Annotated in this window: 13 protein-coding genes and 6 pseudogenes; 1 reads left to right on the forward strand and 18 read right to left on the reverse strand. The window is 57.0% G+C overall.

Annotation, left to right across the window (positions count from 1 at the left end; genetic code table 11):
• Nucleotides 1–299: 299 nt before the first annotated feature.
• The 5 genes from astE to AC6I8M_RS08585 are packed head-to-tail and all read right to left on the reverse strand — an operon-like array spanning nt 300 to nt 6380.
• Nucleotides 300–1295, reverse strand: a complete 996-nt coding sequence (gene astE, locus AC6I8M_RS08565; RefSeq protein ID WP_010616228.1) for a succinylglutamate desuccinylase — start codon at nt 1293–1295, stop codon at nt 300–302.
• Between the two features lie 45 nt (nt 1296–1340).
• Complete coding sequence (astB, locus tag AC6I8M_RS08570; protein WP_058948810.1) at nt 1341–2669, reverse strand: N-succinylarginine dihydrolase; 1329 nt, start codon at nt 2667–2669, stop codon at nt 1341–1343.
• Nucleotides 2666–4135 (reverse strand): succinylglutamate-semialdehyde dehydrogenase, encoded by a 1470-nt coding sequence (gene astD, locus AC6I8M_RS08575; RefSeq protein ID WP_058948811.1) that lies wholly within the window; start codon nt 4133–4135, stop codon nt 2666–2668. Before astD ends, astB begins: the two co-directional genes overlap by 4 nt.
• Nucleotides 4132–5163, reverse strand: a complete 1032-nt coding sequence (gene astA / locus AC6I8M_RS08580; RefSeq protein WP_010616225.1) for an arginine N-succinyltransferase — start codon at nt 5161–5163, stop codon at nt 4132–4134. The genes astD and astA overlap by 4 nt, the downstream gene beginning before the upstream one ends.
• On the reverse strand, nt 5160–6380 hold the full coding sequence (locus tag AC6I8M_RS08585) for an aspartate aminotransferase family protein (protein ID WP_010616224.1): 1221 nt from the start codon (nt 6378–6380) through the stop codon (nt 5160–5162). Before AC6I8M_RS08585 ends, astA begins: the two co-directional genes overlap by 4 nt.
• Nucleotides 6381–7252: 872 nt before the next feature.
• Between AC6I8M_RS08585 and AC6I8M_RS08590 the strand changes: the two are divergent.
• Nucleotides 7253–8348, forward strand: a pseudogene (locus AC6I8M_RS08590) (porin).
• 91 nt (nt 8349–8439) lie between these two features.
• Here AC6I8M_RS08590 and AC6I8M_RS08595 read toward each other — a convergent pair.
• From AC6I8M_RS08595 to otsB, 13 genes and pseudogenes are all read right to left on the reverse strand, one after another.
• Nucleotides 8440–9880, reverse strand: a pseudogene (locus AC6I8M_RS08595) (YchO/YchP family invasin).
• A gap of 208 nt (nt 9881–10088) precedes the next feature.
• Nucleotides 10089–10730: a protein phosphatase CheZ gene (gene cheZ, locus AC6I8M_RS08600; protein ID WP_010618597.1), complete on the reverse strand. Its 642-nt coding sequence runs from the start codon at nt 10728–10730 to the stop codon at nt 10089–10091.
• 9 nt (nt 10731–10739) lie between these two features.
• Nucleotides 10740–11129, reverse strand: coding sequence for a chemotaxis response regulator CheY (gene cheY, locus AC6I8M_RS08605; RefSeq protein WP_010618596.1), 390 nt, complete (start codon nt 11127–11129; stop codon nt 10740–10742).
• A gap of 39 nt (nt 11130–11168) precedes the next feature.
• Nucleotides 11169–12062 (reverse strand): annotated as a pseudogene (locus AC6I8M_RS08610) (protein-glutamate methylesterase/protein-glutamine glutaminase); the annotation flags it as partial.
• On the reverse strand, nt 11956–13629 hold the full coding sequence (locus tag AC6I8M_RS08615; protein WP_010618594.1) for a methyl-accepting chemotaxis protein: 1674 nt from the start codon (nt 13627–13629) through the stop codon (nt 11956–11958). The pseudogene AC6I8M_RS08610 and the gene AC6I8M_RS08615, both read right to left, overlap by 107 nt.
• A gap of 172 nt (nt 13630–13801) precedes the next feature.
• Nucleotides 13802–14299, reverse strand: a pseudogene (cheW, locus tag AC6I8M_RS08620) (chemotaxis protein CheW).
• Between the two features lie 22 nt (nt 14300–14321).
• Nucleotides 14322–16117: pseudogene (gene cheA / locus AC6I8M_RS08625) on the reverse strand (chemotaxis protein CheA).
• 10 nt (nt 16118–16127) lie between these two features.
• Nucleotides 16128–17117: a flagellar motor protein MotB gene (gene motB, locus AC6I8M_RS08630; protein ID WP_058948813.1), complete on the reverse strand. Its 990-nt coding sequence runs from the start codon at nt 17115–17117 to the stop codon at nt 16128–16130.
• Nucleotides 17114–17545 (reverse strand): annotated as a pseudogene (locus tag AC6I8M_RS08635) (MotA/TolQ/ExbB proton channel family protein); the annotation flags it as partial. The gene motB and the pseudogene AC6I8M_RS08635, both read right to left, overlap by 4 nt.
• Nucleotides 17546–17778: 233 nt before the next feature.
• On the reverse strand, nt 17779–18357 hold the full coding sequence (flhC, locus tag AC6I8M_RS08640) for a flagellar transcriptional regulator FlhC (protein WP_010618591.1): 579 nt from the start codon (nt 18355–18357) through the stop codon (nt 17779–17781).
• Nucleotides 18357–18707 carry a flagellar transcriptional regulator FlhD gene (gene flhD / locus AC6I8M_RS08645; RefSeq protein WP_010618590.1) on the reverse strand — a complete coding sequence of 117 codons (351 nt, stop codon included), beginning with the start codon at nt 18705–18707 and terminating at the stop codon, nt 18357–18359. Before flhD ends, flhC begins: the two co-directional genes overlap by 1 nt.
• Nucleotides 18708–19735: 1028 nt before the next feature.
• Nucleotides 19736–21172, reverse strand: coding sequence for an alpha,alpha-trehalose-phosphate synthase (otsA, locus tag AC6I8M_RS08650; protein ID WP_010618589.1), 1437 nt, complete (start codon nt 21170–21172; stop codon nt 19736–19738).
• Nucleotides 21169–21957, reverse strand: a complete 789-nt coding sequence (gene otsB / locus AC6I8M_RS08655) for a trehalose-phosphatase (protein WP_010618588.1) — start codon at nt 21955–21957, stop codon at nt 21169–21171. The genes otsA and otsB overlap by 4 nt, the downstream gene beginning before the upstream one ends.
• Nucleotides 21958–22395 lie beyond the last annotated feature (438 nt).

Genomic DNA, 22395 nt, shown 5'->3' on the forward strand with positions numbered 1-22395 from the left:
TGTGTCGCGTCTTCGGAAACAAGTATACGACGCTGAACGTCAACTACTCAGAGGCTGAGTAAAGCCCTGCAAGCATAAAAGACAGATATCGGGCAATCATGGAGAGATTGCGAAGAAATGCGTGAGGAATTGCAAAAGAGTATGACGATCAAGGGGGAAAGCGCAGGAATTAAGGAGGAGTGTAATGGCTTTGTCGGTTTTGCGGAAGGGAAAATGTCGTTAATTTGCTCACGTTCTCTGCTCACCCGTGACCTCTCCCATGACAGGGAGAGGATTGATTGCCGGATAAAGCCTCACGATTATAATTCCAGCGCCTGGGTCTGCTCGCTCTCCTCCACCAGCATCAGCCCGGCGCGCAGGCCCGGTGCCACGTTGGGATTGGGGAACAGCACATATTCACGCGCCTGCTGTACGTAATAGCGCCGCTCACCCTCTTCTGCCAGCAGCGTACCCTGCGGGAAAGCCGTGAAGTTGAGGGTTTCCGGGCCCATATGCAGAACAAACTGCTCGCCGTGCCGGGTGATTTGCTGCGCCACGCGGTAATGACGCGGCGTCTCGCGCACCGCCGGCAGCGACTCACCGTACAGCAGCGCCGCCAGCGCACGCTGCACGCCGCTGAACTGGCTGAGATCGTTCTCGCCAAACGGCAGCGCCTTCCCCAGCTCCAGCGTAGAGCTGGCTGCGGCGTAGTGTTCACAGCTGAAGTGGGTAAAGGTCCCGCCCGGCGCACGGTGAAACACCAGCGCCTCCAGCTCGGCCGCTGCCAGCCAGTGTAAAAAATCTGCTGGCCACGGCTGGCTGTTGAGCGGCATCACGCCAAAGCGCGTATGCCACGAACCGCGAATCGCGGTGTGCAAATCGAGATGCCAGCGAATTTCGTGATCGAGGCACTCGCACCAGAAGTTCTCCAGCGCCTGCTCCAGCTGGAGCGCGCGCTGCGCCTCCGGCACGTCGGCCACCTGTTGCCAGCGGCCACCGAACAGCCGGTTGATATCATAATGCTGGTAGCGTTTGCCGCTGCGCAGTGCCGCCGGGTTGCCAAGGATCACCAGCAAGCGCACGGCCAGCGGTTTTTCCCCCTGCAGCAGCGGCGTCAGCAACAGATTGAGGATTTCCACCGGGGCGGTCTCGTTGCCGTGAATCCCGGCGGAGAGAACCAGCGCCTGCTGCGTGGGCGTATGCGGTGTCAGGGATAGTATGCCCTCATCGTGCCACTGCCAGTGCAGGTGGGCGTTACTGCCCTGCCGCTGCGCGGGCGGCCTGCCTGATAGGGTTTGCTGTAAAAAGTCCTGCATGTTCACACCTTTCTGACACAGGGGACAACACATTTGCCCCCGGCGTTAACGCTGAAACGCGTAGACACTGCCTAAGTCTAGCAGCTGTGTCAGCTCGTCCAGCGCGCTTCGCCCTTCGCTCAGCAGCTGCGGATCGGCCAGGTCGGCCTGCGTCAGGCGGTCGCGATAGTGACGATCCACCCAGTCATTCAGACGCGTAAACAGTCGATCGTTCATCAGCACGGCTGGATTGACGGCCTGACGCTCCGCCTCGGTTAACACCACGCGCAGACGCAGACAGGCCGGTCCGCCGCCGTTGCACATGCTCTCACGCAGATCGAACACCTCCAGCGCGCGAATCGGGCCGCCGCTCTCCACCAGCTCGCTCAGGTAGCGCCACACGCCGGGATGCTGGCGCGACTCTTCTGGCAGCACCAGCCGCATGCCGCCGTCCGGATGCTGCAGTAGCTGGCTGTTAAACAGATAGGTGTTCACCGCATCGGCCACTGACACGCGATCGCGCGGCACCACAATCGGCTGGAAGCCCGGCACCTGAGCCGCCAGCTGTTGCAGCAGCTGTGGCTGGTCGACAAACGCCTCTTCGTGGCAGAAAAAGACCTGCTGATTGCTGACGGCGATTACGTCGTTGTGGAACACCCCCTGATCGATCACCGCCGGATTTTGCTGAGCAAACAGCGTGCGCGCGTCATCCAGCTGATGCAATCTTGCCACTGCCGCGCTGGCTTCACGCGTCTGACGCGCCGGATAGCGCGCCGGTGCGCTGCCCTGCTGCTGGCCGTCGCGACCGTAGACAAACAACTGAACGCCGGGCGCGCCATAGTCAGCGCCGAAGCGGTTATGGTTCGCTGCGCCTTCGTCACCAAACAGCGCCACCTGCGGCAGCGCGTCGTGCACGCTGAAGTGGCGGCCATCGCGGAAGATGGCGCGCAGCAGGTCGGCGGTTTCCGGCGCTTCAATCGCCCGGTGGAACTTATTGTTGAGGTTAGCAACGGTAAAATACACTTTGCCGTCGGCGCTATCGGCCGATGGCGAAACCGTGGCCGCATTCGCCACCCACATCGCCGACGCCGAACTGGCCGCTGACAGCAGTTGCGGTGCCTGCTGTGCTGCTTTGGCCAGCACCTGCGCATCGCTGCCGCTGAATCCCAGCTGGCGCAGCAGCGGCAGATTAGGCCGCTCGTGCGGAGGGATAACCCCCTGCACATAGCCCATGTCGGCCAGCGCCTTCATTTTCAGCAGCCCCTGTTTGGCCGCCAGCCGCGGATTGGAGGGCTGCAGCTGATTGCGCGTGGAGGCTTCGTTGCCAAACGACAGGCCGGCGTAGTGGTGCGTCAGGCCTACCAGGCCATCAAAGTTCGCTTCAAACGCCTTCATGATGTCGCTCCTGAAGCAGCGAAATCGAGCCCCGGCGACAGGCTGCCCGGCAGCGCTAAGCTGCTGCTCTCCAGCGAGGCCATCGGCCAGGCGCAGTAATCCGCCGCGTACCAGGCGCTGGCACGGTGATTACCGGAGGCGCCTACGCCGCCAAACGGTGCCGAACTGGCAGCGCCGGTCAGCGGTTTATTCCAGTTCACGATGCCGGCGCGCGCTTCCAGCAGCAGCTGATCAAACTGGTCACGCTGCGGTGACACCAGCCCGCACGACAATCCGTAGCGCGTGTCGTTGGCGAGGCGAATCGCCTGCGCGTAATGGTCGTAACGGATGACCTGCAGCAGCGGTCCGAACACCTCTTCGTCAGGCAGTCCGGCGACGCCGGTCATGTCGATGATACCCGGCGTAATAATGGCGCTGTCGCGATCCGGCCAGCGCATCGTCAGCAGCACCTTGCCACCCAGCGCAATCCGCTGCTGCCAGGCTGCGAAGATCTGCCCGGCGGCGGCGGGCGAAATCACGCTGCCCATAAACGGCTGCGGTTCGGCATCCCACGCTGCCGGCTTGAGGCGCGCACTCACCTCGACCAGGCGCTGCAGGAAGGCATCGCCCGCCGCACCGCGTTTCACCAGCAAACGACGCGCGCAGGTGCAGCGCTGGCCGGCGGTAATGAACGCCGACTGAATAGCGATATGCACCGCGCCATCAATGTCGGCCGGATCTTCCACAATCAGCGCATTGTTGCCGCCCATCTCCAGCGCCAGCATTTTCTCCGGCTGTCCGGCGAACTGGCGATGCAGGTGATAGCCGGTGGCCGCGCTACCGGTAAACAGCAGGCCGTCAATCAGCTCCGCCTGCGCCAGCGCCTGGCCGGTATCACGTCCGCCCTGTAACAGCGCCAGCGTACCCGCCGGCAGGCCCGCTTCCTGCCACAGCTGCACGGTTTTCTCTGCGGTGGCGGGGGTCAGTTCGCTCGGTTTAAACAACACGCAGTTGCCCGCCAGCAGCGCCGGCACGATATGTCCGTTCGGCAGATGACCGGGAAAGTTATACGGCCCAAACACCGCCAGCACGCCGTGCGGCCGATGGCGCAGTGAACTCTCACCCTCGGCCTGCTCGCCGGTGCGGGTGTGATAAGCCTTAATCGAAATGGCCACTTTATTGATCATCGCCTGCACTTCGGTCAGCGTTTCCCAGCGCGGTTTGCCGGTCTCACGTGCGATGATCGCCGCCAGCTCGGTTTTATCCCGCTCCAGCAGACGGGCAAAATCCTCTACCCGCGCCTGGCGGGCAGCAAACGGCAGACGTGCCCATGCCGGGAACGCCGCGCGAGCCGCCTCACAGGCCGCCGCCACCTGCGCGGCAGAAGCGGCGTTGCCCTGCCATAAGATCTCGCCGCTCACCGGATTGTGTTTACTCAGCATCTCCGCGCTGCCCGGCTGCCATTCACCGTTGATAAAATGCGTCATGCGTTATTCTCCTCGCGACCCAGGGTAACCACCCGCAGCGAATCGCCATAGTCGCAGCGCAGCGCGGTGCGCTGCTGCTGATTAATCAGAACCTGACCGGATGCGACATCGACCGGCAGCAGCGCCACGCGGAACTGGTGATAGTCGCAGTTCGCTACCAGACACAGCGGCCAGTGCGCCTCGGCTTCGCCTTCGCTGGCGGTCAGCACTTTGCTCTTGCGGATGGCGCGGATGCGGTCGATCTCACACTCCAGCGTCGGGCCGCCGTCAAAGATGTCGATATAGTTGAGATAGCGGAAACCCTCGGCTTCCAGCACCGCGCGCGCCGGCGCGGTTTTCGGGTGGACTTCACCAATCACCTGTTGTGCCGCTTCCGACAGATAGTGGATATACAGCGAGTGCTTGGGCATCAGTTCTGCTATAAAGGCTTTTTGCCCGGTGCCGCTGAGAAAATCGGCCTGGCGAAACTCCATGGAGAAGAAACGGCTGCCCACGCTGTCCCAGAACGGCGAATGTCCCTGCTCGTCGCTGACGCCGCGCATCTCCGCAACCACGTGCTTCATGAAGTGCTCGCGGAAATTCGCCATAAACAGAAAGCGCGACTTGGACAAAAGATGGCCATTTTTACCGTCGCGGTAGTCAGGATCGAGGAACAGCGTGCACAGTTCGCTGCTGCCGGTGTGATCGTTACTCAGCGACAGGGTAGGCAAACTGGCGTAGACGTTCAGCTCTTTCGAGGCGTGCACTTGGGTACCGACGCGGAAGTTGTACCAGGGATCCTGCAAACCTACTGCCACTTCAATGGCGCAGATGCCGACGGCGCGATTGTCATTACTATCCGCCAGCACAAACACGTAGCCCTGTTCAGCGCGCGGCAGCGCGTCCTGCCATGTCTGCAGCGAGCGCTCAATGCGCGCCTTCAGCGTCTCGCTGTCGGCGGGCAGCGAGGTCAGACCGCCGCCGGTTTTCCCCGCCAGCGCCAGCAGCTGAGGCAGATCGTCACGTTCGACGGGGCGGATCACCATCATGATGTGGCTCCTTTGAGCACGCGTGCGCAGGCGCGTTCGAAGCGCGCCAGCCCTTCTTTTACTTCACGCTCACTGATGTTCAGCGCCGGCGCAAAGCGCACCACGCTGGCACCGGCGATCAGTACCATCACGCCCTCTTCCGCCGCCGTCAGGTTGAACTGTTTGGCTTTACCGGCAAAATCGTCATTCAGCACCGCGCCAATCAGCAGTCCCAGGCCGCGAATCTCTTTAAACACCGGCAGCCGCTGGTTTATCTCCTGCAGCGCCGTGACAAACCACTGATGCCGCTCGGCGACGCCAGCCATAAACTCAGGCTGATTGATCAATTCCATCACTTTACCGGCCACCGCACCGGCCAGCGGGTTGCCGCCGTAGGTGGTGCCGTGCGTGCCGACGCCCATCACCTGCGCTAGATCTTCACGCGTCAGCATCGCACCGATGGGGAAGCCGCCGCCCAGCGCCTTGGCGGTGCTCAGCACATCAGGCGTAACGCCGTAATACATATAGGCATACAGCGAGCCGGTACGGCCGACGCCGCTCTGCACCTCATCAAAAATCAGCAGCGCCTGGTGGCGGTCGCACAGTTCGCGCAGTCCGCGCAGGAACGCCGGATCGGCCGGTAATACACCGCCCTCGCCCTGAATCGGCTCGACGATTACCGCGCAGTTATAGTCATTAATTAAGGCCGCCGCCGAGGCCAGATCGTTAAAGGTGGCATGCTGAATGGCTGGCGGTAACGGGGCGAAATCGCGCGAATAGGCGGGCTGTCCACCGGCTGAAACGGTGAACAAGGTGCGGCCGTGGAAGGCATTGGTGAAGGCGACGATACCGTTTTTTTCGGCACCGAAACGGTCGTGCGCTACTTTACGCGCCAGCTTCAGCGCGGCCTCGTTAGCTTCCGCCCCGGAGTTACAGAAGAACACGCGGTCGGCAAACGTGGCATCAATCAGCTGCTTCGCTAGGCGCAGAATCGGTTCGTTGGTGTAGCCGTTGCCGGTGTGCCACAGTTTACCGGCCTGCTCGGTCAGTGCCTGCTGCAGCGCGGGATGAGCATGGCCAAGCGCGTTCACCGCGATGCCACCGGCAAAATCGATGTACTCTTTGCCCTGCTGATCCCACAGCGTAGAACCTTCGGCACGCACTGGCACAAAAGCCGCAGGGGCATAAACCGGCATCATCCATTGATCGAAATCGTGACGTGAAACCTGCAGTGACATAGCCATTTCTCCTGCCTCACTTCGGGTGAAGCTTTTGTTTTAAAATTGTTAAAAGTTGCTGAGTTGCAGCTCGACTGTAGAGTGCAGTTAACGTGCCAGCCAGAAAAAAAAATGCATAAATCAGGTCCAGCAACGAAATATCAATAATTTACACCCTTTCGCCATGCACAGTTAATGCATAAAAAGTGAATAACCATCCGATGACAGCGGCACCGCAGTAATTTGTTTAGCGGATTTATGCATTCGCAAAATGAAATATTGCTTTTGTGATCGCACAGCAGATATTTTGCCAAAATGAGGCGTCTGCTGCGCCATTTTGGGGCGTACTGCGCTCTGCGGGTGCAAGTGACAGCCGGGGGTCAGGCATCGGTGTGGTGCATGTCAGTCGCTTATTAGTAACAACTGATTAACTTATTTTCGGTACTATTCGCCAGGCTGGCCGGTAATTAAACGTGTTGATGACCTGGATATTATCCAGCCTGAAATAAACCGACACAGTGCGTCAATCCGGATAATTTATGGGGTGACTATCAGCCTGCTTTGATTCATAAGCATTGAACTTTAAGGCATAGGCTTGTGCGATTTAAGGCAATAAAACGCTATTTTTATCAAGTAATACACCTCTTATTTTAATCATTATTTATCAAATAATATAGATATTAATCGTCGATTAATCGCTCACTTTATCATGATAAGTAAAAGCGATTCACATCCCCGAATAATGGAATTGGCGCATAAAAATCGCACAAATAGCCAACAAGAATTTTTTTGTTACAACTATTGCATTACTGTTATTTATCTTTTTGTGTCATTTTATTGACATCCCACTAGGGGCTTAAAAAATTAAAAAATAACACAGGGTAAAAATATAAATGATGAAGCGCACTTTACTGGCAGTAGTCATGCCATTACTGCTGGGACTTTCTACGGCTCAGGCCGCTGAAATCTATAATAAGGATGGTAACAAGCTGGATCTGGTCGGCAAAATTAACGTGTCGCACCTGTTCTCCGATGACACCACCAATGATGGTGATACCTCATCGTATGTCCGTATCGGTTTTAAGGGCGAAACCAAAATTACCGATCAGCTGACCGGCTACGGTTTCTGGCAATCGCAGTTCAGTCTGCGTAACACGGAAGGCGCCGATGCGCAGGCCGGTAACAAAACCCGCCTCGGCTATGCGGGGCTGAAGTTTGCACAGTTTGGTTCGATCGACTATGGCCGTAATTATGGTCTGATTTATGACGTGCTGGGCTATACTGATATGCTGCCTTTCTTCGGCGGTGATTCCGGTTATGTCGATGCTTTCCTATCTGGTCGCTCCACCGGCGTGCTGACGTGGCGTAACAAAGATTTCTTCGGTCTGGTCAAAGGCTGGAACGTCGCAGCGCAGTACGAAGGGAAAAACGAGCGCAGCGACAGCGCGGCAACGCCAAACCTAGCGGTACGCCGCTCCAATGGTGACGGTTTCGCCCTTTCCACCTCGTATGACACTGACTTTGGCCTGAGCGCGGTTGCCGCCTGCCTATGCCAGCCTCAATCGCGTCAGCGCGCAAAACCTTGCCACCTACGGCAGAGGTGAGAAAGCCGAACACTGGGAAACCGGGGTTAAATATGATGCTAACCAGCTCTATCTGGCGACCATCTATGGTGAATCCCATAACGCCACGCCAATCGGTAACATCGGTTTCGCCAACAAAGCGGTGAACTTTGAAGCCGCCGTGGCGCAGTATCAGTTCCTGAACGGTTTCCGTCCGTCGCTGGGGTACGTGAGCTCAAAGGGCAAGAATATTGAAAACGTGGGCGACGCCTGGCTGTTCAAATATGCGTCCGTGGGTGCCACCTACTACTTCAACAAGAACATGTCGGTCTACAGCGAATACCGCATCAACTTGCTGAAAGATGACAACGCACTGCGCCTGAAAACCGACGATATTACCGCGGTAGGTCTGGTGTACCAGTTCTGATGGTGATTTACCCTCATGGCATCCCGGCAAGTGTCGGCTGAGGATGCAGCAAAGGGCAGCTCCGGCTGCCCTTTTTGTTACCTCGCGCTGCTCACGGCGCCAGCAGGTCGAAGCGGTTTTCGCGTCCCTGCTCCAGCATCACCGGCGGCTGCACCTGCAGCGTAATCCAGTTGAAAGTCACGCGATTTTGCTTGCTCTCCTCCAGCGTCACTGACAGGCGATAACTGTTGTTCGCCTCAGGCGACGCATCCCAGGCCGGCATAATAATACTCCAGCCCTGTGGGTCGTTGGGATCGGCACCCGGCGTCAGGCTCAGCGCCTGTGTATCGCCCTGCCAGCTTACTTTACTGATCGGATGAGCACTGCGGATCTGCAGTTTCAGCGGCAAACTCTCGCCCGCATTGAGCTGCCACGGCGGCGTGGCGAGGAATACCGACAGGGTTTTATGCTGGCGGAACTCCATCACCGGCGTATTGCTGCGCGTGACCAAATCATAGCGGCTACCGCGCAGCGAACGCGCGGCGGCGACGTTATCCGGATTGAGCTGCTGACTGAGCGCCACGCCAAAGCGGTAATTGAGACGTAAGCCGAGCGGATCCTGGCTCTCACCTTCATTACTGGTTTTGTGGCTGGCCGATACGGTGACCAGCGGCACCGGCGTATAGGAGACGCCCAGCGTTAGCGCTGAAGGATTGTGATAGCTGTTGCCGGAATTAAACAGATCAACATTGTTGCCGAGATACTGCTGCCAGCTGACCGACACGCCCAGCTGGCGGTAAAACGGCAGATAGCCCTGAGTGGTGACATCATACCCGCGCGCCAGCCGCTGCTGCTGGAACGGATTACGGTTGCGCCAGCCGGACAGCGGCGTGTAGTAGTTGGCGGATAAGCGCAGGAAGTCGCTCCAGGCCTCGGTGCCCAGCGAAGCGCGCTGCAAGCCGCGGTCAAACAGCCGATCAACGAAGCCGTTATAGCCCAGCAGCCAGCTGCCGGCCACCCAGCGCTGTCCCAGCCCGGCATTGCCCACCAAGCCCGTCATCGGTCTGGTGCACGCCCAGCTGGCTGAACGTGAGGTAATTGTAGCGATCGGCCCACGGCGTCAGCAGCGAAGCCCCGCTGCCGCTGAAGTTGCCCTCCATATCGACGTTGAGATCGATCTGTCTTTGGCCATAAGGCGACAGCAGCGATTGCCCTTCATCCGCCACCCGGGTGGCAACCTCATCACGAAAATGGTTAAACGCCCAGATACCGGCCTGCTGACCCAGCGTGGTATCGCTGTCGCTGTTCTGGCTGGCCTCGCCGATGCTTTTGGCAATGCCCGCCAGCTTTTTACTGAACGCCGAAGTATCGTCCTGATAGCCCAGCGCCGGTAATTCATCAGCCATTTTCTGGAAACGTGCCGGATCGGCAAACGGTGTTGCGGAGACGTCGCTGTTGTCGGTAAAGGCCTGCGCAGGCGCAACGGCCACCAGTACAGGGGCCCCTAAGGTTACAGCAGCGAAAATTTTGCGGGTCAGAACCAATGGCAGCATAGCAAAAGAGTAGTCGTTTCAGTTTAAAACTTGAAGTAGCTCACAAAAATGTACGACGTTACCTTAACATATCCTCGCGCCAACGTAGGACTTGTCTTGCTATGTTTCAGATTTTACGCCATCTACGGGCATGAAAGGCGATCAAACGGGAAACCGCGTCGTGCGGTCCCCTCTCCCGGGCGGGAGAGGGTTCAACACCCGATCAGAATTAAAAACCTAAACTGTCCAGCAGGTCGTCAACCTGGTCCTGGCTGGATACCAGACCTAGCGCGTTAGCATGGATCTGCGGACCGTTCAGCAGGCTGTTGCCCTCTTTACGTGCCGCCGCATTGGCTTCCGGCATGTTATCCAGCAGTACCATCAGCAGCAGGCGTTCGATCTCCTGGATCACATCCATCATGCGCTTGATCACCTGACCGGTCAGGTCCTTGAAATCCTGCGCCATCATGATTTCCAGCAGCTGCTTGTTGGTGTACGCCGTGTGAGACGGAACGTCGTCAAGGAACTGGCGCGTATCCGAAACCAACTCGCGTGCATCCGCCAGCTCGATCGGGTTTTCAAACCAGGCATCCCAGCGGCCTTTCAGCTGGCTGGCGCTGGCTTCCATCTGGTCCTGATGTGGCTGCGCCGCTTCCACACAGTTCAGCGCACGTTCCGCTGCCTGTGCGGTCATCTGCACCACATAATCCAGACGGTCACGCGCATCCGGAATCGCTTCTGCCGCTTCGGCAATCGCCTGATCCAGCACCAGTTCGCGCAGGCTGTCAAGCAGCATACGTGTCAGAGAGCCAATCCGGGCAATAATCTCGTGTGCCGAAGCTTCTTCAGTTGGTTTCGGAAGGTCGCTCATCACATCTCCTTACATACCCAGTTTTTCGAAGATTTTGCCCAACTTCTCTTCCAGCGTGGCGGCGGTGAAAGGCTTCACCACGTAACCGCTGGCACCGGCCTGCGCGGCGGCGATGATGTTCTCTTTCTTGGCTTCGGCAGTTACCATCAGCACCGGCAGTTTGCCCAGCGTGGCGTCCGCGCGAATGGTCTGCAGCAGTTCCAGACCGTCCATGTTCGGCATGTTCCAGTCAGAGATAACGAAATCGAAGCCGCCTGCACGCAGTTTAGTCAGGGCGTCGACGCCATCCTCGGCCTCTTCCACATTATTGAATCCCAGCTCTTTCAGCAGGTTATGGACGATACGACGCATCGTGTTAAAGTCGTCCACTACCAAAAAGCGCATGTTTTTATCAGCCATATCTACTCCTGTGTTGTCTTGTCCGGCAGGACCGGCTCGTTAAATTCGCAATGCCTGTCCGGCGCTAATTTTGGCCAGCATATGCTGGCTGATGTGGCCCAGATCGACCACTTCACTGGTGCCGCCCATCGCTATCGCTTCGCGCGGCATACCAAATCCCACACAGCTGGCTTCATCCTGGGCGATGGTCCACGCGCCGGCGCGGTGCATTTCCAGCATCCCGGCCGCGCCGTCGTTGCCCATGCCGGTCAGAATGACCCCCACTGCATTTCGCCCGGCGTTGACCGCAACCGAGCGGAACAGGACGTCCATCGACGGTTTATGGCGGTTCACCGGCGGTCCGTCGTTCAGTTTCACCACGTAGTTGGCACCGCTGCGCGCCAGCTCCATGTGCATCGCGCCCGGCGCGATATAGGCGTGACCGGGCAAAATACGCTCGCCGTCTTCCGCCTCTTTTACGGTGATCTGGCACAACTTGTTCAGCCGCTCGGCAAACGAGCGGGTAAAACCGGGCGGCATGTGCTGCGTAATCAGCAGCGCCGGGCTGGTGGCCGGCAGCGGCTGCAGCACATGGCGAATCGCCTCGGTGCCGCCGGTTGAGGAGCCGATGGCGATCAGCTTTTCACTGCTCAGCAGCGGCCCCGCTTTCAGCATCACCGGCTGCGGCGTGGCGGCACGCGCATGCAGTTTGGCGCGCGCGGCGGCGCGAATCTTGTCGGCGATCATCTGGCTGTAGGCCAGCATGCCTTCACGGATGCCGAGCTGCGGCTTGGTGACGAAATCCACCGCGCCTAACTCCAGCGCACGCTGCGTCACCTCAGATCCTTTACCGGTCAGCGACGAAACCATCACCACCGGCATCGGCCGCAGGCGCATCAGTTTTTCGAGGAAGTCGAGGCCATCCATACGCGGCATTTCGACATCCAGCGTCAGCGCTGGCAGGCTGAGCGCCACGTGGAATGCGAAACACCGCCACCGACTGGCTGAGACGGCTGGCCTGCTCCTCCAGCGAGGCCGCCGCCGACTCTTCCACCAGCGAGGCGTTCTGCTGCGTGACGCGGTCCATCTCGGTCACCGCCTGGCCCAGCTGATCGATACCGCGACTCTGCTCGTCCGACGCCGAGGCGATCTCGCCCATGATGTCGGTTACGCGCGTCACCGCATTGACGATTTCGCCCATGGTATTGCCCGCCGTGCCGACCAGCGGTGAACCGCTGTCAACGCGACGCACCGAGTCTTCAATCAGCCCTTTGATCTCCTTCGCTGCCTGCGCGCTGCGCAGGGCAAGGTTGCACACTTCACCGGCCACCACCGCGAAGCCGCGGCCCTGCTCCCCGGCGCGCGCCGCTTCGACTGCGGCGTTGAGCGCGAGGATGTTGGTCTGGAAAGCGATACCGTCGATCACGCTGGTAATGTCGGCAATCTTCTTCGAACTGCCGGTGATATCGTGCATGGTGCGCACCACGCCTTCGACCACTTCTCCGCCTTTCTGTGCGGTTTCCGATGCGCTGAGCGCCAGCTGCGAGGCCTGCCGCGCGTTCTCGGCGTTCTGCTTCACCGTGGCGGTGAGCTGCTCCATGCTGGCCGCAGTCTGTTCCAGCGACGCCGCCTGCTGTTCGGTACGCGCCGAGAGATCGTTATTGCCGGCGGAGATTTCGCTGGCTCCGGTAAAAATGGCATCCGAGCCGTCGCGCACGTTGCTGACGGTGCGCACCAGCGCCTGCTGCATCTCCTGCAGCTTGCTCGCCAGCTGGCTCATTTCGTTACGTCCTTCGACGGTGATGGTCTGGGTTAAATCGCCCTGCGCAATGTATTCAATGTGCTGGATGCTGTCGTTGAGCGGCTTAATCAACACCTTACGCAGGCCGAACCAGCACAGCACGATCACGCCCACCACCAGCGCCAGTACCAGCCCCAGCAGCCACATCATGTGCTCGTAAGCGGCGCTGTTCGCCGCCACGCCGGCCGCCGTCAGACGATCCTGATCGGCGCGCCATTGGGTGTAGTTTTCCAGAAAGGCACTTTGCGTCGGTGCCACCGGTACTTTGCCGGCTGCGGCGGTATCGTTGTGCTGCAGCACCTGTTGCATCTCAGCCAGCGCGCTGGCGTAAGCTTTATAGGTCTGCTCCAGCAGCTGGTTCAGCTGCAGGTTCTGGCCCGGCGTGTCCGGCGTCTTTTTAAACAGCGTGAAGTTGTCCTGCGCCGTCTGCTGTAAATTCCTGCTCTGCTCGAACAGCGTACCGATGTCAGCTTCGGTGCCGGTCAGTTTACTGGTGGCAATACGCAGCTGGATGCGCGTCAGGATCACGCGGCTTTGGTTAAGGCTCATGTAAGCATCATTGATGGCGGCAATGTTTTTGCTCGCCAGCTGAGAGGTATTGAAACTTTTTTTGTCGTCACTCAGCGCTTTAAAAAACAGCGAGCCGGAAGCCAGCTGCAGTACGCCAAACACCAACAACACCAGCAACAGGCTGGTCACAACGCGGATTTTCGTAAACATAGTTTGCCTTGGGAAATAAAGAAAAATCGTGCAATACAGTTATCGACCTAGCGGCGGGAATATTGAGCGAGGGCAGGAAATATTTGTGGGCTTTGCTATTTATTTATAAAGGTTTAATAAAGGATGTAATAGTCACGGGCCGCATCAGCGACCCGTGACTCTCTGCGAACGATTATGCGCTACGCAGCGTATCCACCAGCGCCATCTCTTCACTGCTCAGCAGTTTTTCGATGTCGACCAGAATCAGCATACGCTCGCCCAGCGCACCGAGACCGGTGAGATACTCGGTCGACATGGTGACGGCAAATTCCGGTGCCGGACGGATCTGATCCTGCGTCAGCGACAGCACGTCAGACACGCCATCCACCACGATGCCGACCACGCGATGCTCAAGATTCAGCACGATCACCACGGTGTTTTCATTCTACTCCACGTCCGGCTGCGAGAACTTCACGCGCAGATCGATAATCGGCACAATCACACCTCGCAGGTTAGTCACGCCCTTGATGAACTCCGGCGTGTTAGCGATACGCGTTACCTGATCGTAACCACGAATCTCCTGCACTTTAAGGATATCGATGCCGTACTCTTCGTCACCGAGGGTGAAAACCAGGAACTCCTGGCCGACGGTTTCGCCAGCGATTTTCGTCACGGTTGCCATGTCAGTCATTTTTTTATCCTTTCGTTATCTGTTACGCTGCGGCACCGGCCACACGCTTCTCACGGTTCAATGATTGCAGTGCCGATACGTCGACAATCAGCGCAACGCTGCCATCGCCGAGGATGGTGGCGGCGGAAATGCCCGGCACTTTGCGGTAGTTGCTTTCCAGGTTCTTCACCACCACCTGATGCTGACCAATCAGCTGATCGACCAGCAGCGCATAGCGACGACCTGCGCTCTGCAGGATCACCACGATGCCCTGCGTGGCGTCGGTTTTGGCGTTCTGCACGTCAAACACGTTCCACAGCTCAACCAGCGACAGGTACTCGCCGCGCACTTCCAGTACGCGCTCGCCACCGGCCAGCGGTTTCAGCTCTTCAGCCGTGGGCTGCAGTGACTCCATCACCGCGTTCAGCGGCAGAATGAACACTTCGTCCGCCACGCGCACCGACATCCCGTCGAGGATCGCCAGCGTCAGCGGCAACAGAATGCGAATGGTGGTGCCTTTGCCCTGCTTCGAGGAGATTTCGACGTGACCGCCCATCTCCTGGATATTACGTTTCACCACGTCCATGCCGACGCCGCGGCCTGATACGTCGGTCACCTGTTCGGCGGTCGAGAAGCCTGGCGCGAAGATCAGCATGCCAACTTCTTCATCGCTCATGCTGTCGCTGACCGGCAGGCCGGACGAGAGCGCTTTCGCCAGGATACGTTCGCGGTTGAGGCCGGCACCGTCATCGATCACTTCAATGCAGATGTTGCCGCCCTGGTGTTCCGCTGACAGCGTCAGATTGCCGACCGCCGTTTTGTTGGCGGCCAGCCGTTTTTCCGGCGTTTCGATGCCGTGATCGAGGCTGTTACGCACCAGGTGCGTTAACGGATCGATAATGCGTTCAATCAGGCTCTTATCCAGTTCGGTTGAGCTACCGAGCAGCGTCAGTTCAACCTCTTTCCCAGCTTGCTGGCCAGATCGCGCACCAGACGCGGGAAGCGGCTGAATACGTACTCCATCGGCATCATACGAATCGACATCACCGATTCCTGCAGGTCGCGGGCGTTACGCTCCAGCTGCCCCATGCTGTTGAGCAGGTCACCATGTGCCACCGGATCCAGCGCACCGGAGCACTGCGCCAGCATCGACTGGGTAATCACCAGCTCGCCGACCAGGTTGATCAGCTGGTCAACTTTTTCCACCGCCACGCGAATACTGCTGGATTCGCTGCTTTTGGCGGGCGCGGCGGCACGCTTGCTCTCACACTTCACCGCCGGGGTAATGTCGGTGACGGTCGCCGTTTGCTGCACCGGCGCTTCGGCTTCGACCTCAGCAACTGGCGCGGCGGCAACGGCGGCGGGTGCGTCGTCCTGCGGGAACTGAATCTGCGCTTCATCAATCACGAAACACAGTACCGCCACGATATCGTCTTTGCCGACACCGTCGATGGTAGCTTCCAGCGCCAGCTGGCGCAGGGCTTCACAGATGTAGTTAAAGCTTTCTGCGTTTGGCTCCTGCGCGGTTTTATAGGCATCGAGCTGTTCTTGCATAATATCTTTGGTTTCCAAAAACAGGTTGATGATGTCGGTGCTGAGCTGCATTTCGCCACGGCGCGCACCATCCAGAATGTTTTCCAGGATGTGGGTGGTTTCCTGTAAAACCGTAAAGCCAAACGTACCGGCTCCGCCCTTAATGGAGTGGGCGGCGCGGAAGATGGCATTCAACTGCTCGGAATCGGGCTCCTGGGGATCCAGTCCCAACAGGTGTTGCTCCATATCCGCTAACAGCTCATCGGCTTCATCAAAAAATGTCTGGTAAAAATCGCTGATGTCCATGCTCACGGGATCACCTCGGCTGTGAGGGTTGGTCTGGTGTCACCGCGCTGGCGGCGGGCGGTGCTGCGGTAGAACCCGTGGGGGCAGTTGGCGCCGCCGGACCAGCCGGTGCGGTAATGCTAGGTAAAATCTGCGCCGGGTCGCTCACCTGAACGGCATCGCTCTCGGCATTCTCTTTTTCAATCGCCGCTTCGGTGTCATGGTTCAACACCAGCAGGCTGATACGACGGTTCACCGCGTCGTTGGCGCCGCGGTTTTTCAGTTTCATGGTGTCAGCCATGCCGACCACGCGCAGCATTTTGCCGCCGTCCAGACCGCCCGCCACCAGCTCACGGCGTGAGGCATTGGCACGATCCGCCGACAGTTCCCAGTTGCTGTAGCCGCGATCGCCGCTGGCGTACTGGAAGTCATCGGTATGGCCGGACAAACTGATTTTGTTAGGAATATCATTCAGCAGCGGCGCAATGACGCGCAGGATATCGCGCATGTACGGCTCCACTTCAGCGCTGCCGGTTTTAAACATCGGGCGGTTCTGGCTATCGATAATCTGAATGCGCAGCCCCTCTTCCACCATGTTGATGATCAGATGCGGACGCAGCGCTTTCAGGCGCGGATCGGCCTCAATCAGCTGGTCGAGCTTTTCACGCAGCCGGTTCAGGCGAATGTCATCCAGCTGGCGCTTTTGCGCATCCATATCGACCTGTTTTTGCACTTCGCCTTTCTTCTGCGTCGGATCATCGCCGCCGCCGGGAATCGGACTTTCGCTGTCGCTGCTACGCTGACCGCCGGTAAGGGCGACCTTGAGCGGCGTTTTAAAATATTCGGCAATCTGCACCAGCTCCTGCGGATTGGCAATCGAGATCAGCCACATCACCATGAAGAACGCCACCATCGCCGTCATAAAGTCGGCATAGGCAATCTTCCATGAGCCATGGCTGCCTTCATGCTTTTTATGTTTGCGCCGTTTGACCAGCACAATCGGGCGATTACCGTGCTTCATGAAGGCGTATCCGAAGTCTGCTTAGCCGGGTTTTTCGCGTTACGCACGTGCTCTTCCAGCTCGGTAAAGGACGGACGCTCGGTGGAATACAGGGTTTTACGACCAAACTCGACGGCGATCTGCGGCGCATAACCGTTCAGGCTGGAGAGCAGCGTGACTTTGACGCACTGCATCATCTTAGTAGTTTCCGCGCACTTCTGGCGCAGCACGGATGCCAGCGGCGAAATGAAGCCGTAAGCCAGCAGAATACCGAGGAACGTTCCCACCATGGCGTGCGCAATCAGCGCGCCCAGTTCTGCCGCCGGGCGGTCCGCGGAGGCCAGCGCGTGCACCACGCCCATTACCGCGGCGACGATACCAAACGCCGGCAGGCCATCACCAACTGCCGCTAAGCTTTGTGCTGGTACTTCGCACTCGTGTTCATAGGGCAACTCCGACGGCTGGTAAAGCGCGCCCAGATGGCCGCCTACCATCATTTAACCGCCCAGCACGGAACCGAGGACTACGATATAACCCACAATAATCAGCACAAAAACATCTTACGTCCGTAACGTTTGGTGGAAGTTAAGCCAGAGAGCCGTAGGTGTTATTCGCAGGGTGTGGGCAAAAAAAAAGCAGCGGTATTAACCGCTGCTGGATGTTTTCCACGATGCGAACAAACTTAAACGGCGCGTTTAACCTGTTCATCCAGCAGTTGTGGAAAGGTATCGGCAGAATCTACAGAAAGTTTACGTCTTTTTACGGCACGTGATGGCGGCTGGCACAGGCTGCAAACAAAGCTGCCCGGCGGCTGATGCGCGTGGTTGATGAAGCTTTCGCCACAGCATTTACAGTCAGACAATTCCAGCATGCCACTTTCAACAAATCGCACCAAAGTCCAGGCGCGGGTCAGCGCCAACAGCAGGCCCTCGTCCGATTGCGGACACTGCTCAAGATACAGGCGATACGCTTTGATAACCGCCTCTACGCCACTGCTCAGCCGGGTTTTCAGCAGAAACTGCCAAGCGTTGCAGAACATCGACGCATGAATATTTTGTTCCCAGGTCATGAACCAGTCGGTAGAGAATGGCAGCATGCCTTTCGGTGGTGGTGCACCACGCAGCTCTTTGTACAGTTTAATCAGGCGACCGTGGCTCAGCTGGGTTTCACTTTCCAGCATCTGCAGTCCTGCGCCCAATGTAATCAGCTCCATTGCCAGCTGAATATCACGCGCTTCCTGAACGATACTTTTTTCGGTCATTATACCGCCCTCTTTTTAGCAGAGGCATCATCTTTCGATGCGCTGCGCAATAAACGGCTGGATAATAAAATACCGGTGTGGATTTGCTGCAAATCATCCACACGTGATTCCTGCGTTAAACGGTTAATAAGATTGTGATCGGTAAAGCGGAACTGGCAAACCAATTGATTGGTTTCCGCTAGTTTTACCATCTCAGGTAAAGTCAATTGCTGCAATGCATCCGCCATTGGCTCATCGATACCTAAACGAAACATTGCTGAAGCTTTTTCCTGGTTTATCAAACGCTGTGCAAGCAATAAATATGACAGATTGATGTCATACATGTGTTTTAGTAATTCTGATGTACCCATTTTTTTCCATCCTGATAGACGCGACATATATACGGCCACAGAATTAAGTGTTCTATGGTTCGGGTTGCTGGTTGGTAAATCTAAAGATGGCAAAAAATAATCAGGCATAAGCCAACGCGTACTGAACTTTTTCACTTCCCACCGGGATATTGATCAGTAGTAGTCAAAACTCCAAGCCAATCTTTTCTTGAGTTGTAACCATCTTGCGTGACGTCTGCTTACAGTTTTTTAAGACTAATCGGAAAACAAGGCAAATCTATATCGTCTGATTTCGACATACAAAGTGATTGGTGTGAAATTTTAGATAAAGTGTGATCTGTATCACACTTTAAGGCAAAATTGTTCAAGTGAAGCATTCAGTAATGCTTTTCTGTTGTTCTTTTTTTGAGCTATTTTGAAACGTTTCGTTAATACTTCACAGGAAAAGTCTGAATTTTGAAGTGTGTCGCAGATCGCCGACATGGGACGATCTTTTATCTGCAACGTTGGCTTTAGGCAAAGACAAGACCCCAAAATAAACCACAAAAGCAGCATAAAACACCAAAATAGCCGTAATTATTTGCTTTTAAATTAATCAACTTACAGGGAATATTGCCACGCAGGACTAATGGCGCTGCGCTAGCGAAGCGTGAAGAGTGGATGCAGCGCGCTTGTGGTGTGTAAAGAGTTTGTAGGGAGGGTTTAGTGAGTCACAAGGGATGTAACAGCACGTTACATTAGCGATATGAATGAATTGACTAACTAACACACTGATGTATTAGAACTATCGGCCTGACCACGTAAATCTTTAGGGTTGGAAGAAAAAATTCAGCGTTTCAGCGATTAACTGGCTTAATTTTAACCAATTCGTGTGTTTTTGGTGCCGGGTCAGCGGGTTAGCGCTTAACAAAATGAAATCGATTTCATCCGGTGAGGGTGTCGCGTGAAAACGCTACGCAGCACGGTCCTGCCTGCGTCGTCTGACGGTTGCCTCTCCCGCGTACGGGAGAGGCATTGCGTGAGGGGAAAATCGCGCCTTCCGGGGCTAATTACGCCAGCTTCTGAAACGTCGCGACCTTGTTATCGCTACCGTGGCTGGCGCTGCGCGCCGGCAGCGTGTTCAGATCTTTCAGGAAGCTTTCGCGCCAGTGCGAAATGTCCTGCTTACGCAGTACGGCCATCATGTCGTTATAGCGCGAGATACGCTCGGTGCGCGGCATGGTCAGCGCGCGGTCCAGCGCCGCCGCCACATCATCACGATCGTACGGGTTGACGATCAGCGCAGAAGTCAGCTCGTTGGCCGCTCCGGCAAAGCGCGACAGCACCAGCACGCCCGGATCGTCCGGATCCTGCGCAGCGACATACTCTTTCGCTACCAGATTCATGCCGTCACGCAGCGGCGTAACCAGCCCCACGTCGGTCAGGCGGAAAATCTTCATCAGCAGGCGGCGATCAAAATGCTGGTTGAGATAATAGAGCGGCGTCCAGCCCAGCGTGCCGTATTTACCGTTAATGCGCCCCGCTTCCGTCTCCAGCTGGTGACGAATATCCTGATAGGCCTGCACGTCGCCGCGCGAGGTCGGCGCAATCTGTGAGTAACGGATTTTGCCGCGATGCTGCGGGAAGTTTTCCTGCAGCGCTTCATAGGCAAGGAAACGCTCCGGCAAGCCTTTGGAATAGTCGAGACGCTCACAGGCGATAATATTCTGCAAATCGCCCAGCTCACGCTTCATCGCGGCCATCTTCGGTGGCAGCGGCCCTTCCGCCATCTCTTTAATGCTGTCCGGCTCGATACCGATGGGGTAAACCTCGGTCATAAAGGTGTTGCCAAAGGCGCGATGCTTCTTCTCGCCTTTATTCTGCAGCTGCGTCAGCTGGCTCAGGCTGTCGAGAAACGCCACGCGATCGGATTCTGTCTGGAAACCCAGCAGATCGTATTCACACAGCATTTCCAGCAGTTCCTGATGCGGCGGCAGCGCATTGAAAATTTCCGGCGTCGGGAACGGGATATGCAGAAAGAATCCGATTCGGTTATTGATGCCCTGTTTACGCAGTTCAGCGGCAAACGGCAGCAGGTGGTAATCGTGGATCCACAGGATATCGTCCGGCTTGAGCAACGGTTTCAGCCGCTGCGCCAGCAGGGTATTCACGCGGCAGTAGCCTTCCCAAGCTTCACGCTGGTACTGCACCAGATCGAGGCGATAGTGGAACGCGGGCCAGATCACCGTGTTAGAAAACTGGCAGTAGTACTGATCATAATCGTTTTGATTAAGGGGGAATGAGGCATAGGTAATGCCGTCTTGTTCGATCTGGGTAAGTTCCTCATCTTCTTCACCGGAAAACTTACTGATCTCTCCGTTCCAGCCAAACCACAATCCTCCGGTGGTCTGCAGCGCATCCAGAATGCCGACGGCGAGACCGCCTGCGTTGGTTTTGCTTCCATCAGGAATAGCGATACGGTTAGATACGACGACTAAACGACTCATAACCTAAACTCCTTACCGACGTTGTCATGTTCTAGTTGTAATAATAGTTGTTCCAGCCAGTGCCAGACCGCTGCCACATCGGGCAGACGATAGCGCGCCTGGCTTGGACCTTCACCGACCTTGACCGAGATGCCGTGCATGGCATTGACTGCAAGAAAGCCTTTCTCATCGGTCAGATCGTCGCCCACAAATACCGGAATGCGACCGGTAAATGGCGCTTCCTGCATAAATTCGCGTACCGCAGCACCTTTATCGATGCCCTGCGGTTTCAGTTCCACCACACATTTACCTGGCTGCAGCGCCAGCGCCGGAAAGCGGGTTACCGCCTCTTCGGCCAGCGGCATGATGGCGTTTTCATACTCTGGCGCGTTGCGGTAGTGCAGCGCAAAGGCCATGCCTTTCACTTCCAGCAGCGTACCGGGCCACTGGTCAAGGGTCTGCTGCAGTTTAACCTGCAGCGTTTGCGCCACTTCATCGGGCAGCGACTGACGATGCAGATGTCCGCTGGCATCACGGCGCTCAGCGCCGTGCACGCCCGCTGCCGGGGCTTCCAGCGGCGCGACCAGCTCATCCAGCTGGCTAATCGGACGGCCGGAAACCAGCGCCAGCGCGCCGTGACTTAAATTAGAAATTTGTTGCAGATGCTGGCGCACCGATGCGGGGATGGAAACCGACTCGGGCTGCGACTGAAGCGCGGCCAGCGTGCCGTCAACATCAAAAAAGAAGGCGTAAATTCCGCCACTTAGCGACGGCAGGGTGCTGTTCTCATTAACAGCAGGGGTCACGTCTCCTCCTGTATCTGAACGTAAACGGGCAGTCTGTTCGCAGGCAGGAAGTGAGGAGGTTTTTCCGTAAACACGGGAATCGAAAGGGTAACGCTCCAGAACTAAACGAAATGTTCATCAACACTGCAACCGCATTACGAACATCGGCAACATTAAGTGTAGACAACAATTGAAGTTTCGCCAGACGGGCGCACAGAGTGCTTAGCGAAGAGTGCACTTTTCAGCGGTTTGCGCGGCAAAAAACTGAATTCTGCTGTTTTTCATACGCTTCGCTTTTTTTACCGCTGGCAGACTTGATCATAGCAAAAATCCCCTAACACTGTATATAAAAACAGTACCCATGGAATATTCGCTATGGCGCGTTTCTTTTTGCCACAGCTTTCACCGCCTTCGCGCTCCCGCCCGCTATTCCTTGACGCGGTGCACGGCGGTTTCCCT

The sequence above is a fragment of the Type-A symbiont of Plautia stali genome, from assembly GCF_059731155.1.